Annotated in this window: 19 protein-coding genes; 9 read left to right on the forward strand and 10 right to left on the reverse strand. The window is 34.2% G+C overall.

Going from position 1 to position 26,619, the window contains the following annotated elements; translation table 11 throughout:
- Nucleotides 1–7: 7 nt before the first annotated feature.
- The 3 genes from LX80_RS02065 to thrS form a co-directional block, all read right to left on the reverse strand.
- Nucleotides 8–2,503: a TonB-dependent receptor domain-containing protein gene (locus tag LX80_RS02065; RefSeq protein ID WP_111293363.1), complete on the reverse strand. Its 2,496-nt coding sequence runs from the start codon at nt 2,501–2,503 to the stop codon at nt 8–10.
- Nucleotides 2,504–2,705: 202 nt separating this feature from the next.
- Nucleotides 2,706–3,305, reverse strand: a complete 600-nt coding sequence (gene infC, locus LX80_RS02070) for a translation initiation factor IF-3 (protein WP_211307673.1) — start codon at nt 3,303–3,305, stop codon at nt 2,706–2,708.
- Between the two features lie 61 nt (nt 3,306–3,366).
- Nucleotides 3,367–5,295 (reverse strand): threonine--tRNA ligase, encoded by a 1,929-nt coding sequence (gene thrS / locus LX80_RS02075; protein ID WP_111293364.1) that lies wholly within the window; start codon nt 5,293–5,295, stop codon nt 3,367–3,369.
- 139 nt (nt 5,296–5,434) lie between these two features.
- Between thrS and LX80_RS02080 the strand changes: the two genes are divergently transcribed.
- Nucleotides 5,435–6,673, forward strand: a complete 1,239-nt coding sequence (locus tag LX80_RS02080; RefSeq protein WP_111293365.1) for a hypothetical protein — start codon at nt 5,435–5,437, stop codon at nt 6,671–6,673.
- A 14-nt stretch (nt 6,674–6,687) separates the two neighbouring features.
- On the opposite strand, the gene LX80_RS02085 is transcribed toward LX80_RS02080, so the two are convergent.
- Nucleotides 6,688–7,275: a DUF3347 domain-containing protein gene (locus tag LX80_RS02085; protein WP_111293366.1), complete on the reverse strand. Its 588-nt coding sequence runs from the start codon at nt 7,273–7,275 to the stop codon at nt 6,688–6,690.
- Nucleotides 7,276–7,416: 141 nt separating this feature from the next.
- Here LX80_RS02085 and abc-f point away from each other — a divergent pair, with 141 nt between their 5' ends.
- On the forward strand, nt 7,417–9,354 hold the full coding sequence (abc-f, locus tag LX80_RS02090) for a ribosomal protection-like ABC-F family protein (protein WP_111293367.1): 1,938 nt from the start codon (nt 7,417–7,419) through the stop codon (nt 9,352–9,354).
- On the opposite strand, the gene LX80_RS02095 is transcribed toward abc-f, so the two are convergent.
- From LX80_RS02095 to hutI, 4 genes are all read right to left on the reverse strand, one after another.
- A complete protein-coding gene (locus LX80_RS02095; RefSeq protein WP_111293368.1) occupies nt 9,351–10,349 on the reverse strand; it encodes a hypothetical protein in 999 nt (332 codons plus the stop codon). The two genes, abc-f and LX80_RS02095, sit on opposite strands and share 4 nt — an antisense overlap.
- 75 nt (nt 10,350–10,424) lie before the next feature.
- Complete coding sequence (locus LX80_RS02100; RefSeq protein WP_111293369.1) at nt 10,425–11,480, reverse strand: formimidoylglutamase; 1,056 nt, start codon at nt 11,478–11,480, stop codon at nt 10,425–10,427.
- A gap of 48 nt (nt 11,481–11,528) precedes the next feature.
- Nucleotides 11,529–13,673 carry a cation:proton antiporter gene (locus tag LX80_RS02105; protein ID WP_111293370.1) on the reverse strand — a complete coding sequence of 715 codons (2,145 nt, stop codon included), beginning with the start codon at nt 13,671–13,673 and terminating at the stop codon, nt 11,529–11,531.
- A 106-nt stretch (nt 13,674–13,779) separates the two neighbouring features.
- The gene (gene hutI / locus LX80_RS02110) at nt 13,780–15,012 is read right to left on the reverse strand and encodes an imidazolonepropionase (protein WP_111293371.1); all 1,233 of its coding nucleotides are present in this window, start codon (nt 15,010–15,012) and stop codon (nt 13,780–13,782) included.
- 148 nt (nt 15,013–15,160) lie between these two features.
- Between hutI and LX80_RS02115 the strand changes: the two genes are divergently transcribed.
- The 3 genes from LX80_RS02115 (at nt 15,161) to ctlX (ending at nt 18,381) form a co-directional block, all read left to right on the forward strand.
- Nucleotides 15,161–15,793: a spheroidene monooxygenase gene (locus tag LX80_RS02115; RefSeq protein WP_245897927.1), complete on the forward strand. Its 633-nt coding sequence runs from the start codon at nt 15,161–15,163 to the stop codon at nt 15,791–15,793.
- A 220-nt stretch (nt 15,794–16,013) separates the two neighbouring features.
- Complete coding sequence (locus LX80_RS02120) at nt 16,014–17,459, forward strand: arginine deiminase family protein (RefSeq protein ID WP_111293549.1); 1,446 nt, start codon at nt 16,014–16,016, stop codon at nt 17,457–17,459.
- A gap of 7 nt (nt 17,460–17,466) precedes the next feature.
- Nucleotides 17,467–18,381 carry a citrulline utilization hydrolase CtlX gene (ctlX, locus tag LX80_RS02125; protein ID WP_111293373.1) on the forward strand — a complete coding sequence of 305 codons (915 nt, stop codon included), beginning with the start codon at nt 17,467–17,469 and terminating at the stop codon, nt 18,379–18,381.
- A 4-nt stretch (nt 18,382–18,385) separates the two neighbouring features.
- Here ctlX and LX80_RS02130 read toward each other — a convergent pair whose 3' ends face one another.
- Together LX80_RS02130 and LX80_RS02135 are read right to left on the reverse strand one after the other, a co-directional pair.
- Nucleotides 18,386–19,183 carry a CHAD domain-containing protein gene (locus tag LX80_RS02130; protein WP_111293374.1) on the reverse strand — a complete coding sequence of 266 codons (798 nt, stop codon included), beginning with the start codon at nt 19,181–19,183 and terminating at the stop codon, nt 18,386–18,388.
- Nucleotides 19,184–19,284: 101 nt separating this feature from the next.
- A complete protein-coding gene (locus tag LX80_RS02135; RefSeq protein WP_111293375.1) occupies nt 19,285–20,181 on the reverse strand; it encodes an SDR family oxidoreductase in 897 nt (298 codons plus the stop codon).
- A 283-nt stretch (nt 20,182–20,464) separates the two neighbouring features.
- Between LX80_RS02135 and pfkA the strand changes: the two genes are divergently transcribed.
- The 4 genes from pfkA (at nt 20,465) to LX80_RS02155 (ending at nt 26,615) form a co-directional block, all read left to right on the forward strand.
- On the forward strand, nt 20,465–21,454 hold the full coding sequence (gene pfkA / locus LX80_RS02140) for a 6-phosphofructokinase (protein WP_111293376.1): 990 nt from the start codon (nt 20,465–20,467) through the stop codon (nt 21,452–21,454).
- Nucleotides 21,455–21,482: 28 nt separating this feature from the next.
- A complete protein-coding gene (pyk, locus tag LX80_RS02145; protein WP_111293377.1) occupies nt 21,483–22,976 on the forward strand; it encodes a pyruvate kinase in 1,494 nt (497 codons plus the stop codon).
- Nucleotides 22,977–23,059: 83 nt separating this feature from the next.
- Nucleotides 23,060–24,916 (forward strand): CocE/NonD family hydrolase, encoded by a 1,857-nt coding sequence (locus LX80_RS02150; protein WP_111293378.1) that lies wholly within the window; start codon nt 23,060–23,062, stop codon nt 24,914–24,916.
- A 49-nt stretch (nt 24,917–24,965) separates the two neighbouring features.
- Nucleotides 24,966–26,615, forward strand: a complete 1,650-nt coding sequence (locus tag LX80_RS02155) for a beta-N-acetylhexosaminidase (protein ID WP_111293550.1) — start codon at nt 24,966–24,968, stop codon at nt 26,613–26,615.
- Nucleotides 26,616–26,619: the final 4 nt, after the last annotated feature.

The following is a 26,619-nucleotide window of genomic DNA, read 5'->3' on the forward strand; positions in this document are numbered from 1 at the left end:
ATTTTTTCTAACCATTGTCCATATTCCCGCCCGGATTTCCATTGTCGGGTTTGTCTTTATCATCTTTTTTAAATTCTAACTTTCCAAACTTCCAGGTGAAGTTTAATCCAAACGAACGGAAGGGTACTTGTCGTAAATTATTGGTAGTAAAGTTAGGGCCGCTTAAAATTGTGCGCATATTCACATATTCATTAAACGGATTTACAGCTGTTAAAGCCAAACTGCCTTTTTTATTCCAAAACTGTTTGCGAATAGCTAAACTGTATGTAGTAAATGATGGATAACGCCCCTGAACTTCATTTCTTGCAGAACGGAAATTACCAAATGCCTCGGCTGCCAAATCCTTTTTAAATTGATAACTGGCATTCAAATTAATATGGTAGTTGAAACTATTTGCATTATAACCCGGATCTAGTTGATTAATTTGTTCGCGATAATAAAAGAACATATTGGTGCGTAAATTAAGCGCATTTGAAACATCAATACTGGCGAATAAATTCATACCCATATTGCGTTCAATGCCAATATTTTGACGCGTACTTACAGATACATTGGTAAAAGTTGAGTCGCCCACTTTGTATGTGGGATAATAATAAACATAGGGTTGAATATCATGATTAGAATTTCTGTAAAATGCAGCCACCATAAATGAACCAACATTATTGATTTGTTTGTTGTAAGCTAATTCATACCGATTACCGATTTGGGGTTGTAAATAGGGATTTCCGGTAGTAATATTTTTGGGGTCGCTGGTATTCACAAAAGGATTTAAATCCTGATAACTGGGCCTTTCAATGCGTTTTGAATAACTTAACTTAAGAGTTGAGTTACCAGATAATTTTCTGATGAAATAGAAACTTGGAACAAAAGTATTATATCCGGGCGTTTTAACTTGCGTTGTAGCATTGGAATAATAATCGTTAATTTCAGTTCGTTCATAACGACCACCCACTTGTGCATCAAACAAAGTTCCAACCGGGAAGCTTAATTCACTATACACTGCATAGACTTGTTGATGATAATCTAAGTAATTAGATTGAGAGGAATCATAATAATAAGCTTCGGTGTATGGGTTTAAAGAGTGAATAGTGGCTGTACTGTGTATATCAGTTAAAGTAATTCTGCTACCGGCACCAAATTTTATTTTAGAAGTAAATGGTTGTGTATAATCAATGGTCATTACATGCACATTATTGGTACCGGGATTATCATTTTGTGTTCCAAAAAACTTGGTATCTGAAGGCACATAGTATTGTTCACTGTTTGAATAACCATGATTGGTACCAAAACTTGAATTCCAAGCAATGTCCAATTCCTGATCGGGTTTTGAGAACTTACGTTTATAGTTCAAATTTGCATCTATATTGTGGAAATGAAATCCACCATTTGAATTACTTAATGAAGCAATATTTGATAACAAGTTACCACCATTTAACATGTCGGTGGTAATTTGAGTTTGATTAACATAGCCTGTTCCGGCATAACCAAATAAGTTGTAGTTTACACCGCCGGTTAAATTATTTAGGGAATCTAAATTCCAATCAAAACCTAAACCGGACTGCATGCCGTGCCGAGTAAATTGTGAGGCCCCATTTTGCAATAGCTGAACATTGGTTTTCGCACTCGTATCAATTGAATTTCTATCTACCGAATTGGGTGTTGTAGAACGTAATCTGGTTCCACCACTTATAAAAGCATTGACCCCAAATTTATTTTTGCGTGCTGTAAGATTAAATGAACCATTTTGCAGCAAACTTCCTGCAGTTAATGATAAGTTGCCATTTACACCTTTCGATTGGTTATCTTTCAATATTATATTGATGATACCACCCAAACCGGAAGCATCGTATTTAGCTCCGGGGTTAGTTATTACTTCAATACTTTTTATTTGGCTGGCCGGTATAGCCTGTAATACATCTGAAATATTATTTCCGAAAGCGGTTGAAGGACGACCATTTATTAAGAACTGAATGCTGGAACTACCTGCTAATTGAACGTTTCCATCTACATCAACTGAAACCATTGGAACTTTTTTCAATAAATCTGTTGCTACACCACTTTGAGAGGTTAAATCCTTTTCAGCATTAAAAACCATTTTATCAATTTTATTCTCAACTAACGGTTTTTTGGCACTAACGGTAACGTCTTGTAGTACGTTTTCTTGTTTTGTTAATTCCACTACCGGTAATTGAACAGGCGTGTTTTTTTGTACTGTTACTGTATTAATCGTATAGTCTTTATAACCAAGTGACTGAATTTTAAAAATATAATTACCCGGTGCTAACCCTTTTATAACAAACGAGCCAGTAGCGTCAGTAATCGTACCATTCACTGTGTTTTTGGTGCTTTTGTTTAGTACCGTAACGGTGGCATATTCAATAGGTTGTTTTGTTGCAGCATCAATTACTTTCCCAGTAATATTATTGTTTGAATTGTCGTAAAAAGCATTAGCTTGAAAAAATGAAAATATAAATGCAAAAATTGCCAGTAATTTTTTGTGCATTATGTAACTAATTTGGGTTGCTTAAGAAATTGCAAAATTACTTTGCTATTTTGAAGCAAATCTGTTTTTATTGGGTTTGCAATGTTAAAATGGATGAATGGTAAATTTTATTTGATGTTTATCAAATGCTTCATTATAGAACATAAAAAAAGCCACTTTGGTTTTTAAAAGTGGCTTTAAATGAAAAACAGTTAAGTAAATTTTAAGCAGACTCTTTTTTCTTCTTGGCTGTTTTGGGTGTCAACATTAAAAACATTCTTTTACCTTCTAATTTTGGCAAGCTTTCCGGCTGACTTATTTCAGCTAAGCGCTCTGCAAATTTCAATAAAATTAATTCCCCTCGCTCTTTAAATTGAATAGCTCTTCCTTTAAATTGAACATAAGCCTTTACCTTATTGCCGTCTTGCAAAAACTTTTCCGCATGTTTTGATTTAAAATCGAAGTCATGATCGTCAGTGCCTGGCGTAAAGCGAATTTCTTTTACCTCGCTTTGCTTGGCATTGGCTTTCATTTCTTTTTCCTTCTTCTTTTTTTCGTATAAAAACTTCTTATAATCAATTACTTTACATACAGGGGGGTCTGCATTGGGTGAAATTTCTACTAAATCCAGCTCTTGTTCTGCTGCTATTTTTAATGCTTCTTGTAAGGGATAAATACCAACTGTTACATTGTCGCCTACTAATCGCACTTGTGAGGCCCTGATTCGTTCGTTAATTCGATGTTCTGCTTCCTGATTTTTTTGAAAACGCGGATTCATTTTTCCTCCATTTCCGCCATTGTTACTTCTTGTTGATAATGCCATTAAAAATGGGTTTGATTTTAAATTTTGGTGTAAAAATAATGATTAAAAATTGCCAAGCAAGCTATTTCCTTTCCATAATTTCTGCTACTATGTTCTGAACAAAATTGTCAATTGAAACTGTACCGGTATCACCAACACCCTGTCTGCGTACAGAAAGTTGTTGTTCGTTCATTTCCTTTTCGCCAACAATCAGCATATAAGGAATACGCATCATTTCAGCTTCACGAATTTTTTTGCCTATTTTTTCGTTCCTTTCATCAACCGTTACCCTTACACGTTTAGCTTTTAATTTTAAAGCTACTTCATTTGCATATCCTGCAAATTTGTCGCTAATAGGTAAAATAATAACTTGTTGAGGGGCCAACCATACCGGAAATTTACCGGCATAATGTTCCAATAAAAAGCCAATAAACCTTTCATGGGTTCCTAAAGGTGCTCTGTGAATAATGAGCGGAATATCAGTATCATTATTGGCTGTTGTATATGTTAATGAGAATTTTCTACCAGAATTAAAATCAACCTGATTGGTTGCAAGGGTAAATTCTCTGCCTATGGCACTCCAAATTTGAACATCTATTTTGGGGCCGTAAAATGCTGCCTCATCCGGCACTTCAATAAATGGTGTATTGGTTTCCTGCAACACTTTACGAACCATGTCTTCTGTTTCTAACCACAGCTTTGGTTCATTCACATATTTTTGGCCCAATTTAGCAGGATCATGCAATGACAAACGCATTACAAACTTATCAATGCCAAACAATTTAAAGTATTTTAAATACATATTGTTTACGGCCTTAAATTCTTCCGCAAACTGCTCTTTGGTACAATAAATGTGGGCATCATTCATGTGTAAACAACGTACACGCATTAAACCAAACAGTTCACCACTTTGCTCATATCGGTAACAAGTACCATATTCTGCAATACGATACGGTAAATCGCGATAGCTTTTGGGTTCTGCCGCATAAATTTTATGGTGATGGGGACAATTCATGGCTTTTAAATAATATTTTTCACCATCCATTTCCATGGGCGGAAACATACTATCGGCATAATAAGGTAAATGTCCGCTGGTTAAATACATGCTTTCTTTTGCAATATGCGGTGTTACCACGCGTTTATAACCTGCATCTTCTTCGGTTTCCTTGGCCAATTTTTCTAATTCTTCAATAATAATGGTTCCATTGGGCATCCATAAAGGTAAACCTGGCCCTACATCATCATCCATGGTGAAAATACTCAGTTCTTTCCCTAATTTTCTATGATCGCGTTTTTTGGCCTCTTCCAGCATGGTTAAGTATGCATCTAATTCTTTCTGATTAGGGAAAGTAATGCCATATATTCGGGTAAGTTGCTTATTGTGCTCATCGCCTTTCCAATAGGCACCGGCTATATTTGTTAGTTTAATAGCCTTTATAAAACTTGTATTGGGAATATGGGGCCCACGACATAAATCGGTAAAATTTCCTTGTGTATAAAAAGTAATTTCACCATCGTTTAAATTTTGAAGTAAATCTAGTTTATACTCATCGCCTTTTTCAGTAAAATAAGCCACTGCTTCTTGTTTGGGCATTGCTTTTCGAATATAAACATTGCCCTGTTTAGCTAATTCATTCATTTTCTTTTCCAAAGCCTGCAAATCTTCTTCCGAAATTTTTCTATCACCCAAATCCATGTCATAATAAAATCCATGATCAATGGCAGGGCCTACCCAAAACTTTACTCCAGGAAACATAGATTCAACAGCTTCTGCCATTAAATGTGCTGATGAATGCCAAAGCGTTTGTTTCCCCTCTGTATCATCCCATGTAAGCAATTGTAATGTAGCATTTTCTTCAATGGGGCGAGTTGCATCTATAACAACGCCGTTTACTTTAGCGGCCAAAACTTTCTTTGCTAATCCTTCACTGATTGATTTGGCAATTTCTAATGCAGTAGTGCCTTTGGGAAATGAACGTACGGCACCATCTGGGAAGCGAATTTCTATCATATTTAATTTTAAATGTATTTTTTGCGAAGAACAAAGGTAACAAATTGCATGCAGAGATTTTTTTTTGCTTTAATTTACCTAAAAAAACTTAACGGTTTGTTATGTCATTATGGAAATAAAGAGGCTTAGTTTTGTAAATATGTACCGTTTTGTTGTTTTATTTATTGCTGCCTGTTCAAGTATCATTGCCTTACCTGCACAAAATTTAACGGGCATTTGGCGTGGTTTTTTTATACAAAAAAATTATAATCCATTTTCAGGGCAATTTGTTGAAGATCGTTATAAATATGAAGTTCAAATTAATGAATTACCCAATAAGGCTTTAGAAGGGGTAACCTATTCATATAAAACAACCGTTTTTTACGGAAAAGCGGCATTTAAAGGATTGTTTACACCTTCTACAAAAAATATTATTATTAAAGAAACGAAAATGCTGGAAATTAAAGCCAGCGATTTAAGTGTGCCCTGTTTAATGACCTGCTATTTAGATTACAGCAAGGATGGTAAACAACAAATTTTAAGTGGTACATTTTCAAGTATAGGTGAAAAAGACAAAAATGATTGTGGCAGTGGTACGGTTTATTTAATGAAAGTTGCAGAATCAGATTTTGAACCGGCACCTTTTTTAAAACAAAATCCTCAAGTAAAGCAAAATAATAATTCTGATTTACCAACTGGAAATACTGCCGATATTGCGAATAAAAACATACAAAAAATTCAACAAGCATTAGGATTAACTCCCGATGGCAAATGGGGACCCAAAAGTAAAGCAGCATTAATGAGTAAATTACCCCAATTTCAGGGTGAATTAAATTTTGCCAATACAAACGCCATTAATGCTATTATTCAACAAATTGAAAACATTAACAAGTCTAATTCACCAAAAAAACAAACACAACCCAACTTGGCTATTCAACCTAAGCCAAACGAATTAAAATTGAATTTAATTGATACAACCCACCCAGAAACTAAAAAAGAAGTGACTTTGCCCCCACCCGCAGAAATAACTACAAGGAAAAATAAATTAGTAAAAGAAATTTTTGTAAATGCAGCAGATGTTAAAATTGATTTTTATGACAATGGGGTTATTGATAATGACAGCATAACTGTATTTGATAACAATAAATTGGTTGTTAATCATGCCCGATTAAGTGAAAAACCCATTACTATCAATTTGCATTTATCAACTGAAGCACCAACTCATGAAATTATTACTTATGCCAATAACTTAGGAGATGTTCCACCAAATACCGCATTAATGGTAATTACGGCAGGTAACGAGCGACATGAAATATTCATTACATCCGATGAAAGTAATAATGCCAAAGTAATAATAACTTATAAACCCAAAACGGTACAAGTACAACGAACTTATTGAATAAATAACAATTTTTATTGATTAAATTTTAAAGAATCAACCAAAGTACCACAAACAATTTTACTTCCGGGTAAGTACGGATTTTGAATGGTTGTTGAATTACTTAACCAATCTGCACCCGCATTGTTGAATGCTTTATCACAATGAAAATGATAAACCGGAGCTTTGCTGTATTGAACAGTTCTAACAAGGTCGTACAATGCTTGGCTTATCGTAGCAAAATCTTTTAATTTTTCTTGCAAAGAGGTTTCAGCAACCAATCCCTTTAAATCAGCCTGTATTCCGGTAACATTTTCTTTCGCAGTTTCAATAATAATTGAGTCTGCTTTAAGTAAGTTAAAAGGCAAACTATCACTTGCTATTATCATATTTTCTGCAGCAGCATTGGCATTGTTTAATTGCTGATTGTATAAAGCATTTGATATGTCATAATATTGCTGAAGAAAATTAGTAAAAATTGAATCAAACTGTGTTTGGTGCTTTGAAACCATTAAAGGCGAATCTACATTTGGAGAAACATCAACCTTCTTGTCCTTTTGCTTACAGGCTATTAATCCTATTAAAAGCATTACACTTAAACAACCATTAACTACTTTGCACATAATCTTACTTTATTTAAAGGTTAAATTCAAATGTAGGAAAATAGAATCATAAATATTACATAAAATAATTCCAATATATAAATTTACATTCGCTTCATTCCTACCCTAAATATATCTTTGCCGAAATCATACTGTTTTAAAATGCTGATAGGCTTACAAAATGTAACATTTGAATTTGGTTCAAGAATAATTGTTGAAGATGCTACCTGGCATATACAACCCGGTGACAGAGTTGGATTGATTGGGTATAATGGTACGGGTAAATCAACACTTTTGAAAGTATTAGTGGGTGAATATACTCCTACAAAAGGGGTGGTTGAAAAAGGAAAAGATACCACCATTGGTTACTTACATCAAGACCTATTAAGTTTTGATACGAATGATTCTATTTTAGAAGTTGCAATGGGTGCATTTGAAAAAGTAAAACAACTGGAAAAAGAAATTGAAGCCATTGCGAAACAATTAGAAACAACGGAAACAGAAGCATTACTAATGGAATATACCCATAAATTGCATGAGTTAGAAGAAGCGGGAGGATATACCATTCATCATAAAACGGAAGAAGTATTACAAGGCCTTGGCTTTCAAAACTCCGATTTGCAAAAACCCTATAAACAATTTAGTGGCGGTTGGCGAATGCGGGTTCTGTTAGCCAAAATGATTCTACAACAACCTGATGTTTTGTTATTGGATGAACCTACCAACCACCTTGACTTACCTTCTATTGAATGGTTAGAAAAATATTTAAAACATTACCAGGGAAGTGTGGTAATAGTAAGTCACGATAAATATTTTTTGAATAAAATGGTGAATAAAATTGTGGAGTTATACCAACAACAGCTCCACATTTATGCGGGTAACTTTGATTATTACGAAAAAGAAAAGGAACTACGCATTGAATTACAGCAAAAAGCATATGAAAATCAGCAGGATTATATTCGACAACAAGAACGTTTTATTGAGCGTTTTCGATCGAAAGCCACCAAAGCTGCGGCAGCACAAAGTGCCATAAAAAGATTGGAAAAAATAGATCGATTAGAAAACGTGAACATAGAAAGGCCAAACATTAAAATTAATTTTCAGATAGAAAAACAACCCGGTAAAATTATTTGTGAACTCAAAAACATTCATAAAAGCTTTGGCGACATAACATTATTAAATAATGCACATGCCGAAATTGAAAGAGGCGACAAAATTGCTTTAATAGGCGCAAACGGAAAGGGAAAATCCACTTTACTTAGAATTATTGCCGGAACGGAAACCCAGGAAGGGAATAGAATTTGGGGGCACAATGTTCAAGAAAGCTTTTATGCCCAACATCAATTGGAAGCATTAAACTTAAACAATACTATTTTAGAAGAAATGCAATCCTGTGGGAGTAACAAAACTGATCTGGAATTGCGCAGTTTATTAGGTTGCTTTTTATTTGGCGGTGATGATATTGATAAAAAAATTCGTTTGCTCAGTGGAGGTGAAAAGGCACGTGTAGCATTGGCCAAGGTAATTGTTAGTAGAAGTAATTTTTTAATATTAGATGAACCTACCAACCATTTAGACATGCATTCGGTTGAACTGTTGGCAGAAGCTTTAAATAAATATGAAGGAAGTTATTTGTTGGTGAGCCACGACCGTTTTTTTATTGATAAAACTGCCAATAAAATTTGGGAAATTGTTGATCAACAAATAAAGGAATTCAAAGGCACTTATCGTGAATGGCTGGATTGGAATGAGCGAATGGCTAAACAACAAAATTCAGCTAAAAATTCAGCCCAGGAACCCATAAAATCAACTCCTCCAAAAAATACTGATACAGAGCAGAAAAAACAAAATACCGGTAATGCACAAAAAAAGGAATATGCACAAGTTCAAAAAAAGTTTCAACAAACAGAAGCTTTACTGGAACATTTAAATGAACAAAAGTTGGAACTTGAAATGTCATTGGCACACCCTAATATTTATAAGGAACCTCAAAAAATGGCTGAATTAGAGAAAGCGTATCAAACTGTTGTACAAAAATGGAATGAAGCGCAAGCTAACTATGAAAGCTTGTTTGAAAAATTAATGGAATTAGAAGGTTAATATCCCGGCATTGCAAATTCCAAAACAATTTTATATTGTAGTTTTGAAATAGTTGCATACTGGTTTGTTTTAACCAATTGCATGGTTACAAAAGGTGCATTGTCTTTATCTATATCTGAAAATTTTACAAAAGTTACTTTAGGTTCATTGCTGGTATGTGTTCTTTGTAAAAAGTACACATAACCATTACCCATTGCGGCCTTTACGTTATCAAAAGCTGCCTGATATTCATTAATTGCGTCTGCTAAACCATCAAATCCTGTCTTGGAGTAGCTATAAAACATGGTATCATTTTGCTGTCTTTGACCATCGCATTGAAAAGGCATAATGTCAACCGGACAACCTGATTTTTGAATGGTGTTTTCAATATGATTTACGCCTGATTTAACAGCTAATGCCATATTAAAACTACCTATGGGCTGTTGTTTCAAAACCCAATAATAATAAACAGGTTTAGGCGGTACAATTTTTAATATTACCTTATAACTACTATCCGCACTATTCTTCTTCAACTGCAAAAACATATTAAAATCGAAAAAACCGTTATTAACCGCATAAGCCATTTTTTTCTCAAAAACCAAATTGCTTTCCGGTTGATAATTGCCATTTTTAATAACTAATTTTCTATTTAACGCCTTATACATTTGTGCAGTCAACCTCTTAATTTGCTCTAAGCCTTCATTAATGGAATTGGTATGTGCAAATGTATATTCAACCCAAACTTTACTTTGACTTTCAGAAAAAAGGTAGCCTTGTAAGGCACCGGGTAAAATTTTTTTCAGTTGAAATAAATGAACTTTAAAAGCATATTCTTCCGGTTGTTGCAACACCGGCTTAAATTTATATTGATTGAATTGGTTATTGCTGTTATTTAACACATTCGCCAATTCGGCGGCAAAAGCATCTTTTTTGGCAAAGTTATCTACATAAAACCTTTGCGCATCAGCAATACCAATTGAAAACAATAGCATAAGTATGCTTAAAAATGTTTTCATTGAAAGGCAAATAGGGTGAACGGATATACAAAGATATTCCTATTTTTCAATTCATCCTACTTTTTATCCACAATATTAGAACTGGGCAAGCATGGCTTTTACGAAATCTGAAACCAAATAACTGAGCAACTTTCCGGTAGTATTACTTTGTCTGCCATCCTCCATTCGGGTGGCAGCCTCACATATGTGCAAATAAGCCGGCCGCGTATTCCAAGCCATAAAGTTCAGGTATTGGCGAGCATGAATTGGGCTAATTCCCGAAGGGCTTCCGGCACTACTTAAAGTATTTTCAATAGCATCAACGTCAAGTTCAATACCGCATAATCCGCCTTCAGTAAAAGCAGCAGCATGTGCTAATGCTTGTTGAAAACTTCTTTTTTCATGCAAAAAAATATCTTCATAAGTAATACAGTCAATAAATGGATTGTTTACAATATCCATCCATATATTCTGTGAAATATAATTTTCGTGTAAGCCCAGAATACAATATTTTTCTAAATAACCGTCTTCCTCTGCGTAACGAAAAGCATTACCGCTATGTCTACCTTCCATGGCCCTGTAATCGGCGTGTGCATCTAAATTCACTACATTAATTTGCGGCAAATCAATTATACCTGCTTTATACCAGCCTTTTGCTGCACCTTTTATACAAGGATAGGCATTATTATGACCTCCGCCAATGATGATAGGTATTTTTTTTTGTTGTGTTATTTCATGAATATATTGCTCAACCGTGTCATCAATTGTGTTTACTGCATGTCGGTAGGCATCAATTTTTTCTTCATAATTAAATGCATTTATTTCAATCACATCAACCAAAGAAGAAAAATCAAAATATCCTGCCATTAAAATTTCACGACCATCCAAAAAATCGTTGCTTTGAATGTTTAAAAATGATTGCAGAAAAGCATTCCATGCGGTATTGGTTCCCCCTACTCCTTCATTTGCTTTTACACCAATATCTTCAGGAATTCCAAGTACAACAAAATCCGCATCGGAATCGGCAATAGCATCTCTGAATTGTGCACCCGACAAAACTGTTTGTACGCGTTCACCTAATTTTGTTTCATACCTACGAATACGCACTAACGATAAAATGTCTTCTTTTTTAAACAAATGAAGGTAAGGCATACACTAATTGATTAGTTGTTATAAAATTAGGCGAAACCTATTGCATAATCAATCTTTTTTCTTTTTGAAAATCAAATCAATACCTTTTCCAATAGAGGTTTCAATTCCCTTAGCAATAGGTGCTAACGGAATTCCATCATATTCATTTTCCAGATGAGTATTATTTTGTTCAGGATAGATGATAATTTTATTATTGGCTTCAAAATATTTTTCCAATTTATAAGGTATGTTTTCCAGAAATGGATTATATGACAAGGAGCCTTTTCTTGAAGATACAAATACCAATAAATCTGTTTTCGTAATATTTCTGGAAAGAATTAAAAAGTCTTCCCAATTCAAAAACTCTTTAAAGGCCGGAATAAAATTAATTTTATGGCTTGCACAATATTCTTGAATGGCTTCATAGGTTTTATTGGTACCAAAAATCAATACCGGTATAGTCAATTCTTGTGATAAATAAATTATTTTTTTTAACCATGCACTAAATCCGGTTTCTAACTCTTCCAATGCAGGGATAATTAGTACTATTCTTTTATTGTAAACAAAGGGAGTAGCTAAATGCGTAATGAAAATATTTTTATTGATTTTGCTTAAAATATTTTCAAACTTGTCACTAATTAAACTTTCTAAAATACCATTTTTGTGAGGCCAGCCAAGTATAACATAATCGGCTAACACTTCACGTGTAATTCGCGAAATACCACTTGATACATTGTGGTCAATTGTAGTTAAGGTATTTACTTTATTTTCTGTAGCAGAGGCTTGTTGTATATATGCTTCTAATTTGTTTTTTGAAAGGATAATATTTTTTTCAGCCGTTTCATCATTAGGTACAACTGTTAAGATAGTAATTGGATTGCTTGATTTTTTATCCTTAATTAATAATGCAAGATCTAAAATTCTATCTACCGTTTCAACATTAGCAGTAGGAATTAAAATTTGCTCACTATTCATACTGCTCGATTCCAATATGGCTTCTTCCGTCATTTCTTTATTCAGCAATATTTTCTTGGCAGCTTTTTCGGTAGCAATGGTGGCAAAAACACAGGTTGCTAAAATTAATAATATGGTACCGTTTAAAATATTTTCATCAATAATATTTGCTTTAAAGCCTATTAAAATAATAGCCAGTGTTGCTGCGGCATGCGAGCTGCTTAAACCAAAAATTAATTGTCGTTGCTCTTTGGAATATTTTAGTATGAGTTGCGTTAATAGTGCAGCAAGCCATTTACCCGATAAAGCAACGGCAATTAATGTGCCTGCTACTATTAATGCTGCCGGGCCATGCGTAATTACACTAACATCCACAACCATACCCACTGAAATTAAAAAGAATGGAATGAAAAGTGAATTGCCCATGAATTCAATTCTATTCATTAATGCAGAAGAATGTGGAATTAATTTATTTAAAGCCAGCCCGGCCACAAAAGCACCTATAATTGGTTCAACGCCTGCCACTTCGGCTAAGAAAGCAGCAAAGAAAACAACAGCCAATACAAAAATATAGTGTGAATGTTTTTCACTTTCCAAAACCCTGAAAAACCATTTGGCAATTCGTGGAATTAATAAGAACATGATTGCCGAGAATATTGTTAAAGAGACTAATAATCTTATCCAAAAATCTGCATTCAAGGTTCCGGCATGATTGCCCATAATAATGGCAAAAATGATAAGTACCGCAGTATCTGTTAATACTGTTGCACCAACGGTAATGGCAACAGCCTGATTTTTCGCTATACCCAGTTTACTAACAATTGGATAGGCAACTAATGTATGTGTTGAAAACATACTTGCAGTTAAAAAACTGGCATTAAAATCATATCCCAACAAATAATGGCAAACAGGAAAACCAATACCCAAGGGTACTATAAATGTTAAGAATCCAAATAAAAAACTTTTGTTTTGATTGGCTTTAAACTCATTAATATCTAATTCTAAACCTGCAATAAACATTATATACAACAAGCCAATGGTGGAAAATAAATCAACAGCAGAATTTTTTTCCAATACATTAAAACCATGTGGCCCTATTATTACACCCGCAATAATTAGTCCGATAATACCCGGTATATTTAGTTTTTTCAGTAAAAGAGGAGACAATAAAATGATAAATAATATTAACGAGAATATTAATACAGGATTGTGTAAAGGCAGATGAAACTCATGAGCAAAATGCTTAAAAAAATCATTCATAATGCTAATATTATTAAAATAAAATCTGTGTGTTTCAGCAATATAATTGAAAAAACTTAAAGAAAAATTTGGAAAAATGATTTTAACAATAAAGTATTACAAAAAATCATATCCAATTTCCATTAATCATAACCTTATCAATTACAGGCGTACCAAAATGATAGGGAATATAAGCAACTGACGGTATGGGTTTGGTGAAGATTAAGTTTGCTTTTTTACCAACAGTAATACTACCCAATTCATTTTCAATATTCATTGCAAATGCACCATTAATTGTTGCTGCATTAATTGCCTCTTCAGGTAAGAATTCGTTTTGTATACAAGCTAATGCAACTACAAAATTCATATTACCACTGGGCGATGAACCGGGATTATAATCTGATGCCAAGGCTAAAGCACAATTCTCATTCAACATGTTTCGAACAGGTGCATATTGCATACGTAAGAAAAATGCAGCAGTTGGCAAAATTGTACCTATTGTATTAGAATTGGCTAATGCATGTATGGACTTTTCGTTCATATCTTCTAAGTGGTCAACTGATAGGGCTTTGTGTTTTACCCCCACTTCTACTCCGCCACTTACAGATAATTGATTGGCATGTATTTTTGCACGCAAACTGTATTTATATGCGGCTTCTAAAATAATTTCCGTATCTGTTACTGAAAAAAAGTTATGTTCACAAAACACATCTACAAAATCAGCTAATTGTTCTTTAGCTATTATGGGTAACATTTCATTTATAACCAATTCTATATAACCTTGTTTATTGTTTCTATGCGTTAAGGGAATTGCATGAGCCCCTAAAAATGTTGCTTTTATGGGTATTGGTAATGATGCTTTTAATTGTTGAATTACGCGTAGCATTTTTATTTCATCAGCAACAGTTAATCCATACCCGCTTTTAATTTCAATTGCTCCAGTACCTAATTGCATTACTTCTTCAATACGCTTCTTTGCTGCTTCATAAAGTTGTTGTTCGGAGGTAGCTTGCAAGGCGGCTGCAGAGTTTAAAATTCCGCCTCCTCGTGCTGCAATATCGGCGTAACTTAATCCGTGCAGTTTGTCAACAAATTCCTGTTCACGGGTTTTGGCAAAAACAATATGGGTATGGCTATCGCACCAAGTTGGTAAAACAGAAGCATGTTTCGCATCATAAACAACATCAAAATGCTTTTCCGGTACATTGTTCATGCTACCCATTTCCTCAATAATACCATTCTTAATTACTAAATAGGCATTTTCAATTGTGGGTAATTGCTGCATTTGTTTACCCCTAAGCAATTCATTACTTTGCCGAACATTTAATAAGTAGTGTATGTTAGTAACTAATATCAGCATGTTATATAATTTATGATAATTTTTTTAGCATACAATTATACTTTAATAGCAAATACAATCAATAAATGTTATAACCGGCCGGCCTATGATTTGCTTTTTACACATTGTAAGATACCCAAAAAAATTTGCTTTTTTCGGTTTACTTTCAATGGCAGTTTTCCGAATACCCTTAAGTTTTAACAAACAAATTCATTTTTATAAATTAATGGGTTGTGGTAAAAATGGAAGTTTTGATTTGCAAGCCGATTGGCGCCAATGGGCTGTATTAACTGTTTCAAAGCATCAAAACATAGGCAATAAACAGGTAGGAAAATTTTTAACGCTTTGGTGGAAAACTTTTCGATGTGAAATACTGCAAATTGCTTTGCAACCTATTGAAGGCCACGGCACTTGGGATGGCAAACTTTGTATGGGTAAACTTCCGCCAAAATCAGATTATGATGGGCCTATTGCCGTGTTAACACGAGCTACGCTTTTTACAAAAAAAGCCAAACGTTTTTGGCAGCATGTAAATAATGTTTCAATGGAGTTGAAGCATTCACCTGGATTAATCTTATCTGTTGGGTTAGGTGAAATTCCCTGGTATCGGGGTGCAACGCTAAGTATATGGAAATCAAAAGATGCGATGCGACAATTTGCTTATGCACAGCCATTTCATAAAGAAGTAATTACAAAAACAAGAAAAGAAAACTGGTATAAAGAAGATATGTTTGTTCGTTTTATACCCATAAAATCAACAGGAACTTTAAAGGGAATTGATCCATTTGAGGGAAAGTTGTAAATTGCGCACAAATGGTTATACATAATTACACTATACTACCCTATTTGCTGCACTTTGCATGGATGTATCGTGGGTTAAACCCAATGCCCGATCATTAGCTTGGTTTCACCTGTATTTTACTAAAATTATTCTTTTAGTTTTTTTCTTTTTTAAATTAATTTCTTTTGTTGCTATTATAAAAGCGCAACAACTATTATTATTCATATTAAACTATTTATATATGCAAAATCATAATGCTTTATTTGTTAACTCTGAAATTGGCACTTTAAAACGATTATTGGTACATAGCCCTGACAGCGGATTGGGAAAAGTAGTGCCCTCTAAAGCTCAAGATTGGTTATTTGAAGATATTGTTCACTTAAATACAATTCGAAAAGAAGAGTATGATTATTATACTAAAATTCTTCTACTGTTTTTAGATCCGGAAAAAGTAAAAAATAAAATTCCGGCCATTGATGCAGAAGAAAATAACCGAAACTTTTATAAGCCGGAACATCCTGACTTTTTTCGCTCTGATAAAGTTATTGAGCTGGAGTGGTTGTTAGCTGAAATTTTAATGAATGATTCAATAAAACACAGCTTGGTTGCTTCCGTTTGCGCAATAGAAGGTTGTACGTTTAATACACAAAATACATTGATGCAATATGATGCCGCTTCACTTGCCAAAACATTTATAAGCGGGGCCGCTAAAAACAAAGAAATGCTGTTCGCACCAATTCCTAATTTTATTTTTACACGCGATATTGGCATAACTATAAAAGATCATGTATTATTGAATAAGCCTGCGAAAAAAGCACGTACACGTGAAGCATTATTAGCTAAATACATATTTTTTAATCACCCATTTTTTAAAGATTATCGCAACAACATCATAGAGTTAACAGATTCCTATCAAAATTTACTATTACCCAAAGAAGAGGATGAACGTAAAATTACTTTGGAGGGTGGCGATATTATGGTTATCAGCAACAATCATTTATTGGTGGGTGTAAGTGAACGTACATCGGCTGAAGCTGCTGCAAGAATTACACACACTGTTTTTGAAAAAAACTTAATGGAAAAAGTTACCATTATTAAAATTCCCAAAAAACGTGATTACATGCATATTGATACCGTTTTTACACAGGTAAAACGAAATGTTTGGGTGATGTTGGGTAATTTTTCAAAAAAAGCAGTTTTGCATGAAGATGAAGACATGATTGAAAGAACATTAGAATTAAAAAAAGAAGAGAAAATAAAAATTAAACAATTCAAAAAATCCGATCCCAATAATAGCACACACTTTGATAGTTTGGAAGAATTATTGATAGACATAAGTAAAACCGATTTTCATTGCAAAGAAGAGGACATTAAGATTATTTTTTCAGGGAACAATGAATTTCCATACAGTGCCAGAGAACAATGGACTGACTCGTGCAATTTATTAGCCCTAAAAGAAGGTGTTGTTTTAGGATATGATAGAAATGACAAAACAGCTGAAGCATTTAAAACCGCGGGTTTCAATGTAATTCATGCTAAAGAATTAATACCTAAACTGGTTGCCGGTGAAATAAAAGTTTCTGATATTAATGACACTTTAATTCTAATGCCATCAGCCGAATTATCACGAGCCAGAGGAGGATTTCATTGTATGAGTATGCCCTTGTTACGCGAACAAATAAATTAATTGAACTATGCAAAATACGAATCATCTTTTAATGATAAAACCTGTTCGTTTTACATTTAATGAACAAACAGCTGTGAATAATGCTTTTCAACAAAAAGAAGCGGATAGCGCAGTTGCCATAAGAGCTGCTAATGAGTTTAATCATTTCGCTGAAAAACTTATACAGCATGGTATTGATGTTACCATTGTAGAAGATACACCTGAACCGCATACACCCGATTCAATATTCCCCAATAATTGGATCTCTTTTCATAGCAATGGTACAATTGTATTATACCCCATGTTTGCACCTAACAGACGATTGGAAAGGAAGCCGGGGGTTTTACATGCAATCAGTAAAAAATTTAGTATCCGGCATCAAATAGATTTATCCTACTTAGAAAATCATCATCAATTTTTAGAAGGAACTGGTAGTATGGTATTAGATCGTGAGCATAAAATTGCTTATGCCTGTTTATCACCCCGAACAAACGAACATGCTTTAAAAATTTTTAGTGAAAAAATGGGATATTCCATTCTAGAATTTCATGCAAACGACAAAAATAATATGCCCATTTATCATACCAACGTTATGATGTGCGTAGCAGATAAGTATGTTGTAATTTGTTTAGATAGTATTACCAATAACGATGAAAGAAAAAAAGTTGAAGAAGTTATTCAACAAACCGGTAAAAAAATTATTCCAATTAGTTTTGAACAAATGGAACATTTTGCAGGCAACATGTTACAGGTAATGAATGAAAAAGGGAATAAATTTCTAGTAATGTCAAGCCAGGCTTATGAAAGTTTAACTAAAGAGCAAATTGAAGAACTCAATTCATTTAATACTATTATTCACTCCAATATCAATACAATCGAAAAAAATGGTGGGGGAAGTGCAAGATGTATGTTGGCAGAAGTTTTTTTGCCTTTAAAAAACTAATTTTTTATTTACCAGTTGAAACCGGCATCTGCTGTTGTAGCAGGTGCCTTACTTGTTTTTCGCGCTGTTGTAAGTTACTATATAAAACTAATTGCGCTGCACTTAAATGTTGTTGCAAATCTTTATCAATATTTTTTTGGGCTTGAATGGCTGCAAAATAATCTTCAATAATTATCAAATCATGCCAATTACCAATAGCTTCTTGTAAATGATTAAAATAAGCAAAGTTTACTTCCTCCATTTCATCGCTTTCTGAATTAACCCATCGAATAGCATTCATCCATCGCTTTATTTTTTTTCTGTAATCGTGCCATTCTTCAATAGCTATATTTTTTCTTAATTGTTCTAACAACTCAACTTTTAATTTCTGCATATACTGTTCAGGCAATAATGCATTGGTTTCTTCCACCAAGGGTCCGCATACATCAATTACCTTTTGCAAGGTATGTTTATGTTTAGGAATGTGTTGCAAAAAAATATGCTGTGCATAAATTATTGATCCTTCTAAACCTAAAATGGTTTCCAATTCCGGCATTTTACTTTGTTGCAGCCATTGCTGTAACAATTGCATTTCACGTAAAGTTCCCGCTTCATCGAATATAGATTCTATTAATTTAATGGCTTTTTTAATTCGATGTTTGGGATAAACTGTTTTTAAAAAATGAATAATTGTCCTAAATTTTTTCAATTCTATTCTTAAATCATGTAAAGCTGTATGGCTTGAAGTCAATTCTACCTCATATAAGTTATTAAACAAATTTTTTACCCTTAGCGCATAGTATTTTTGAAAAGGGGAAGCCATAAAACTTAATTTTTCGCTATTAAGTAAATGTTCACATTACAATTTACAAAATTGTATTAAATATACCTATTTTATTGTCGGAAATGAAGAAATATTAATATTTATTTAGCACCAATAAATATAAGTTTCAAAGCTTTTGAAAAATCGGTGGGTTCAAATTGAAACAATCTTTGGGCTTTTTGAATATTTAATCCACCTTTTTTTGTACGCATAACAGGTTCTTTAAAATTTTCACCGGTTACTGGTGTAACAAGTGTATTGGGCATTTTCAGTAATTCCAACATTTTTAAAACCATTTGATATGGAGTTAAATAATTACTGCCTGAAATGTGAAAAATGCCTGTAATATTTTCTTGAATAATGTTATGCACAGCTAAACAAAGGTCATTGATATAGGTTGGAGTTCGAAACTGGTCGTTAACAATGTTAACAGGCTGTCCTTTTTGCACTTGTTGCAAAATAGTGTGTAGAAAATCTTTTCGTACATCATTTATTGAGCTTCCATAAATAAAACTGGGTCGAATAATTGAATAGGGCAATCCGCTTTCCATAACAATTTGTTCAGCCATTAATTTGGTAGTGCCGTAAAAATTAAGTGGATTTTTAGGGTCATCCTCACAATGCGGTCCACCTTCTCCAAACACAAAATCAGTAGAAATATAAATGAAGTGTACAGCATGTGATAATTTTTGGGCAGCTTGTAATAACCTATCAGTTCCCGAAACATTCACCTCTATGGCATATTCACGATTAATATGACATTCATCGGGTTTGCTCAATGCCGCAGCATGCAGAATAATTGTGGGAGAATACCATTGTATAGTTTCATTGATTTTGGTAGTATCTGTTATATTCATCATCCTATAATTGATGGAATTATAAGAATGAATGGATGTTGGCCTGCTTCCGGTTGCCAAAAAATCAATATTCTTATTCAAAAAATATTGCACCAAATGTGATCCAACAAAGCCATTTGAACCGGTAATGAGAATTTTCATAATGCTTTTTTTCAAATAAAACGCTGTTAAGTTGTACTGTAAAATAAGTTTAAAAAAATGGTTTTAAGTAAAGCATATTTTTTTGACAAAAATCAACTATCCCTGCTATTAAGCCCCCAATTGAAACAAATAAAGTTGGCCAATATGAAACATAAATTAAACCTTTATCGGTTCGATGTTGGTATGCCGCTAATTACTTACTTTTGCATCTTCAAATGAAAAAGCATTGTGCTTTAAAAATTATTAAAAAAATCATACTTAGACGATAATTTTTCAATTTAAAATGACAGAGAAGAAAAAAGTTACAAAAATTGGTGTATTAACTTCCGGTGGTGATGCCCCCGGTATGAATGCTGCCATTAGAGCAGTAGTTAGAACCGGCATTTATTATGGATTGGAGGTTTTTGGTATTATGCGGGGTTATAATGGAATGTTGGAAGATGACATTATACCCATGAATAGCAGAAGTGTTGCAAACATTATACAACGTGGTGGTACTATTTTAAAAACTGCCCGCAGTAAAGATTTTTTTGAAACGGAAGGCAGAAAAAAAGCCTATGCCAACTTAAAAAAATATGGCATTGATGGATTGGTAATTATTGGTGGTGATGGTAGTTTTAGAGGAGCACAAAAATTTGCCAATGAATTTGATATTCCCTGTATTGGCATACCCGGTACTATTGATAAAGATATGGCGGGTACAGATTATACAATTGGTTTTGATACTGCTGTGAATACTGCAGTGGAAGCAATTGATAAAATTCGCGATACAATGGATGCACATGACCGTTTATTTATTGTTGAAGTAATGGGTCGTGATGCGGGTTACATTGCTTTGCACAGTGGTATTGCAACGGGTGCTGAAAATATTCTAATACCTGAAACAAAAACAGATATTGAAGCCCTCATTCATTCTTTAACAGAAAAAGAAAAAAGAAAAAAACTGGTTAACTTAATAGTTGTAGCTGAAGGTGAAGAATTTGGCGGTGCTGAAGAAATTGCAAAAGTGATTAAGGAGCGTGTGCCCAATGCCGATACTCGGGTATGTATTTTAGGACATATTCAACGAGGCGGGGCGCCCAGCTGTCATGATCGTTTAGTTGCCAGCCATATGGGTTATTATGCGGTTGAAAGTTTACTGATTGGCCGTCATAATGTAATGGTTGGTGTAATAAATAATAAAATACATTATACTCCTTTAGATATGGCCGTTAAAGAACGGCAAGCCATTGGCCAGGAATGGATGAAAATTGTAAAAATTCTGGCATCATAAAATTTAGCTAAGCAAACAAACCTACCATATGTCAAAAAACATTCAAAAATACCTGTACACCAATATGAACAAAGAGGCAGGTATTGAACATGCTTATCATAGAACAAAGATTGTTGCCACAGTTGGCCCGGCCTGCAATACTTATGACAAATTGTTAGAATTGGTTCAAGCAGGTGTTAATATTTTCCGTTTAAATTTTTCGCATGGCACGCATGAAGACAAGCTGGAAGTAATTCAGCATATACGCAAAATAAATGCAACACAACCCTATAATATTGCCATTTTAGGCGATTTGCAAGGCCCTAAATTGCGGGTTGGTGAAATTGAAAACGGCGGATTAGAAATTAAGGCAGGCGATATACTTACATTTACCTCAAAGGAAAAAGTAATTGGCACAAAAGAAAAAATTTATGTTTCCTATCCCAATCTGCATAATGATGTAGAAGTTGGAAACAAAATTTTAATTGATGATGGAAAAATAGAAGTGGTAGTTGACTCGGTTACTGCTAATGGCGATGTTAAGGTTAAAGTTACTTACGGCGGTGTTTTGTTACCCAAAAAAGGCGTTAACCTTCCTGACACTAAAATTTCATTACCCGCTATGACAGAAAAAGACATTGCCGATTTTGAATTCATCGTTGCCAATGAATTAGATTGGATTGCACTTTCGTTTGTTAGAAAAGCAGAAGATATTATTGACCTGAAAAGAAGGGTTAACGAAAAAAAGAGCAAGATTAAAGTAATGGCAAAAATTGAAATGCCCTCCGCGCTTGCCGATTTAAGAAATATTATTATTGAATCTGACGGAATAATGGTTGCTCGTGGTGATTTGGGTGTTGAATTGCCAGTTGAAAAAGTACCAATGGCTCAACGTGATATTATTCGCAAATGCATTCACAGAGCTAAACCTGTAATTGTTGCTACCCAAATGATGGAAAGCATGATGGACAGAGTTAAACCTAACAGAAGTGAAATTACCGATGTGGCTAACGCTGTACTAGAAGGTGCTGATGCCGTTATGTTAAGTGGTGAAACCGCTACCGGCAATCACCCTAAGTTGGTAGTTGAAACCATGCGAAAAATTATCACTGAAGTAGAAAATACGGAATATAGATACAACCGTGAAGAGGATTTAAAACCACAACCCCACTCACCTTCTTTTTTAAGCGATGCAGTTTGTTATAATGCTTGTAAAATTGCAGAAGATGTAAACGCCCAAGCTTTAATTGGAATGACACAAAGTGGTTATACCGCATTTATGTTGAGCAGTTACAGACCCAAAGCACCACTGTATATTTTCACTAAAGAACGATCATTGGTAAATCAACTCAGTTTAAGTTGGGGAGTTCGTGCTTTTTATTATGGTGAAGAAGAGAGCCTGGATGATATTATCTTCGATCAAATTAATATTTTAAAAGAACGAGGATTTATTAAGACCAATGATGTAGTTGTAAATACAGGCAGTACACCGGTTGACCAACATTTGCCTACCAATGTTTTGAAAGTTACAAAAGTTGATTAATATGTTATAAATCACTCATCATAAAAGATTCTTCATTCGAAGAATCTTTTTTATTTTTAAACAATTCATAAACCTAATATGCCATGCGAAAAATTGTATTACTACTGCTGTTATTACCCGTATTTTCTATTGCCCAGAATGCCGACTCTGTTTGGATTGTTCAAAACTATATAAAAAAAGAAGTTTACATACCTATGCGTGATGGAATAAAATTGTTTACTTCCATATATATTCCGAAAGATAATACCGAAAAACATCCCATATTAATGACACGTACTCCCTATTCATGCGCACCCTACGGTGAACATGAATATAGAAAGTTCTGGCGCAATCATTATAAAACATACCTGAAAGAAAACTTTATAATGGTTATACAAGATGTGAGAGGTAAATGGATGAGTGAAGGTGAATTCGTAAATATTAGACCTTATAATCCCAACAAAAAATCGAAGAATGATGTGGATGAAGCCTCTGACACTTATGACACAATTGATTGGCTAATTCACAACATTGAAAATAATAATGGAAACGTAGGGGTATTTGGTATTTCATATCCCGGATTTTACACAGCTATGGCAGCACTGAGTAATCATCCTGCTTTAAAAGCAGTAAGCCCGCAGGCCCCTGTAACCGATTGGTTTATGGGCGACGACTTTCACCACAATGGTGCTTTTTTTGCAATGGATGCATTCGCTTTTTACTCTTCCTTCGGAAAGCCGCGACCCAAACCCACTACCGTTGGCCCTACCCCTTTTAACTATCCCATTAAGGATAATTACAGGTTCTATTTAACTACAGGTGCATTACCTAACTTAACCAAATTATTAGGTGATAGTGTAGCATTTTGGAATGACTTAATGAATCATCCCAACTATACTCAATGGTGGCAAGAAAGAAATGACAGAAACTTCATGCAACATATTTTGCCAACCACTGCATCGTTAGTTGTAGGTGGCTTATTTGATGCAGAAGATTGCTTTGGCGCATGGAATTTATACAAAGCCATAGAATTAAAAGCCAAAAACAATAATAAATTAGTAATGGGGCCTTGGTATCATGGACAATGGGCAAGCGGTGATGGTACACATTTAGGGAACATTTATTTTGATAGTAACACAGCTGATTGGTATGCTACCAATATTGAAATACCATATTTCAATTATTATTTAAAAGGAACCGGCAGCATTGATAAAATTGCAGAAGCTAATATATTTTTTAGTGGGGAAAATAAGTGGCATCAGTTTAATGTATGGCCGCCTGCTAACATTCAAACATCAAAACTTTATTTACAACAAAATGGGAAATTGAGTTTTGAGCCGGCTAAAACTTTCAATATTTCATTTTCAGAATATACCAGCGACCCCGCAAAGCCGGTACCGTACACAGATGGTGTGCATGAGTATAGAACCAGGGAATACATGACAGATGATCAACGTTTTGCTGCCACTCGTCCCGATGTATTGGTATATGAAACACCTACTTTAACCAACGACGTAACTTTAGCTGGTCCATTAACTGCACATTTAAACGTTAGTATTTCAACAACCGATGCAGATTTTGTAGTGAAATTAATTGATGTTTTTCCGGAAGACTTTGAATACAACAATTCATCTACTTATCCAATGGGTGGCTATGAAATGTTGGTTAGAGGCGAAGTAATGCGAGGCCGTTATAGAAACAGTTTTGAAAAACCGGAACCGTTTAAGCCAAACACACCAACCATTGTTCAATATACTTTACCCGATGTTGCACACACCTTTAAAAAGGGTCACAAAATAATGGTGCAAATTCAAAGCAGTTGGTTTCCGTTAGTGGATAGAAATCCGCAACAATTTGTAGATATATATCATGCCAAAGACAGCGATTTTAAAAAGGCAAATATTCGCATTTACAATAATGATTCATATTTATTGTTACCTGTTTTGCCTAATAATCAGTAAGCTGTTTTACCAACCAATTATTAATTATATAGTACCCAAACTAACGATTATGAAAAAATACTTGCCATTGTTATTCATAAGCTTTTTGTTTTCGAAAAACATGTTAGCGCAGCAAAACATAGTATCCATTATACCCGAACCATCGAACATACAATTAAAAAAAGGAACATTTAAATTAACAACTAACACTCCTATTATAGTAACAGACGATGGCGATTTAAACACGGCGCATTTTTTCAATGATTATCTTTTAAAGTATTACCATTTTAAATTACCCATTCAAAAAAACAGAAAATCGGAAGGTATAATTTTTCAAACCAAAAAGTTTATTCAAGTACCGAATAATCCGGAATATTACAGTTTTCAATCTTCCCCACATAACATAATCATTTCAGGCAATAGTTATGCAGGCACATTTTATGGAATGCAAACCCTTATTCAACTTTTACCTGTAAAAACCAATAAACCATTAACAATTCCGGCAGTTGTAATTGAAGATGAACCACGGTTTGCTTATAGAGGTATGCATTTAGATGTTGGTCGCCACTTTTTTTCTGTTGATTTCATTAAACAGTACATTGATTTAATTGCCCTGCATAAAATGAATACTTTTCATTGGCATTTAACAGAAGATCAGGGATGGCGAATAGAAATAAAACAATACCCCAAATTAACAACGGTAGGGGCTTATCGTAACGGAACAATTATCGGACATGCACCCGGCACCGGAAACGATTGTATTCGTTATGGCGGCTATTATACACAACAAGAAATTAAAGATATTGTACAATATGCCGCTAATCGTTTTATTACCGTAATTCCAGAAATTGAAATGCCCGGACATGCCTCGGCTGCCATTGCTGCTTACCCTGAACTAAGTTGTTTTCCTGATAAGAATACCCCTACCCCCGCCAATAAAAATTTATGGTGCGGCGATACCACCGGTAAACAAGTTCAGCAAGGTTGGGGTGTTTTCGATGATGTTTTTTGCCCTTCAGAATATACTTTTCAATTTTTACAAAATGTTTTAAATGAAGTAATGGATTTATTTCCATCTAAATACATACATATTGGTGGCGATGAATGCCCTAAAACATACTGGAAAGCTTCACCTTTTTGCCAACAATTAATGAAAGAACAAGGACTAAAAGATGAACACGAACTTCAGAGTTATTTCATTCATAGAATAGAAAAATATTTAAACAGTAAAGGCAGGCAAATTATTGGCTGGGATGAAATTTTGGAAGGAGGGCTTGCCCCCAATGCAACGGTAATGAGTTGGCGTGGCGAAAAAGGCGGTATTGAAGCTGCACAAATGCATCATAATGTAATAATGACGCCCGGTGCCTGGTGTTATTTTGATCACAGCCAAAACAAACCGGAAGATTCCTTAACAATAGGTGGTTATACACCGGTACAAAAAGTGTATAGTTATAATCCGATACCCAACAATTTAAGTGTTGATGAAGCAAAATACATTTTAGGTGCACAAGGGAATGTTTGGACAGAATATATGAAATACAACACTAAAGTTGAATACATGATTTTGCCCCGTATGAGTGCATTGAGTGAAGTTTTGTGGACAAAACCCGATAAAAAAAATTGGAAAAACTTTGCAACAAAACTTCAATTAGCAACCAACAGATATCAACTATGGAATGTTCATTACAATGAAAAATGGCAACAAAACGCTAATTAACTAT

The sequence above is a fragment of the Hydrotalea sandarakina genome, assembly GCF_003254115.1.
GTDB lineage: Bacteria > Bacteroidota > Bacteroidia > Chitinophagales > Chitinophagaceae > Hydrotalea > Hydrotalea sandarakina.

Coding starts and splice junctions, on each gene's coding strand:
- infC (WP_211307673.1), bottom strand. CDS start 3,305: ATGGCATTATCAACAAGAAGTAACAATGGCGGAAATGGAGGAAAAATG.
- LX80_RS02080 (WP_111293365.1), top strand. CDS start 5,435: ATGTACCGTTTTGTTGTTTTATTTATTGCTGCCTGTTCAAGTATCATT.
- LX80_RS02105 (WP_111293370.1), bottom strand. CDS start 13,673: ATGAATGATTTTTTTAAGCATTTTGCTCATGAGTTTCATCTGCCTTTA.
- hutI (WP_111293371.1), bottom strand. CDS start 15,012: ATGCTGATATTAGTTACTAACATACACTACTTATTAAATGTTCGGCAA.
- LX80_RS02100 (WP_111293369.1), bottom strand. CDS start 11,480: ATGCCTTACCTTCATTTGTTTAAAAAAGAAGACATTTTATCGTTAGTG.
- LX80_RS02095 (WP_111293368.1), bottom strand. CDS start 10,349: ATGAAAACATTTTTAAGCATACTTATGCTATTGTTTTCAATTGGTATT.
- LX80_RS02065 (WP_111293363.1), bottom strand. CDS start 2,503: ATGCACAAAAAATTACTGGCAATTTTTGCATTTATATTTTCATTTTTT.
- LX80_RS02130 (WP_111293374.1), bottom strand. CDS start 19,183: ATGGCTTCCCCTTTTCAAAAATACTATGCGCTAAGGGTAAAAAATTTG.
- LX80_RS02155 (WP_111293550.1), top strand. CDS start 24,966: ATGAAAAAATACTTGCCATTGTTATTCATAAGCTTTTTGTTTTCGAAA.
- LX80_RS02135 (WP_111293375.1), bottom strand. CDS start 20,181: ATGAAAATTCTCATTACCGGTTCAAATGGCTTTGTTGGATCACATTTG.
- LX80_RS02150 (WP_111293378.1), top strand. CDS start 23,060: ATGCGAAAAATTGTATTACTACTGCTGTTATTACCCGTATTTTCTATT.
- LX80_RS02115 (WP_245897927.1), top strand. CDS start 15,161: ATGGCAGTTTTCCGAATACCCTTAAGTTTTAACAAACAAATTCATTTT.
- pyk (WP_111293377.1), top strand. CDS start 21,483: ATGTCAAAAAACATTCAAAAATACCTGTACACCAATATGAACAAAGAG.
- LX80_RS02085 (WP_111293366.1), bottom strand. CDS start 7,275: ATGTGCAAAGTAGTTAATGGTTGTTTAAGTGTAATGCTTTTAATAGGA.
- pfkA (WP_111293376.1), top strand. CDS start 20,465: ATGACAGAGAAGAAAAAAGTTACAAAAATTGGTGTATTAACTTCCGGT.
- LX80_RS02120 (WP_111293549.1), top strand. CDS start 16,014: ATGCAAAATCATAATGCTTTATTTGTTAACTCTGAAATTGGCACTTTA.
- ctlX (WP_111293373.1), top strand. CDS start 17,467: ATGCAAAATACGAATCATCTTTTAATGATAAAACCTGTTCGTTTTACA.
- thrS (WP_111293364.1), bottom strand. CDS start 5,295: ATGATAGAAATTCGCTTCCCAGATGGTGCCGTACGTTCATTTCCCAAA.
- abc-f (WP_111293367.1), top strand. CDS start 7,417: ATGCTGATAGGCTTACAAAATGTAACATTTGAATTTGGTTCAAGAATA.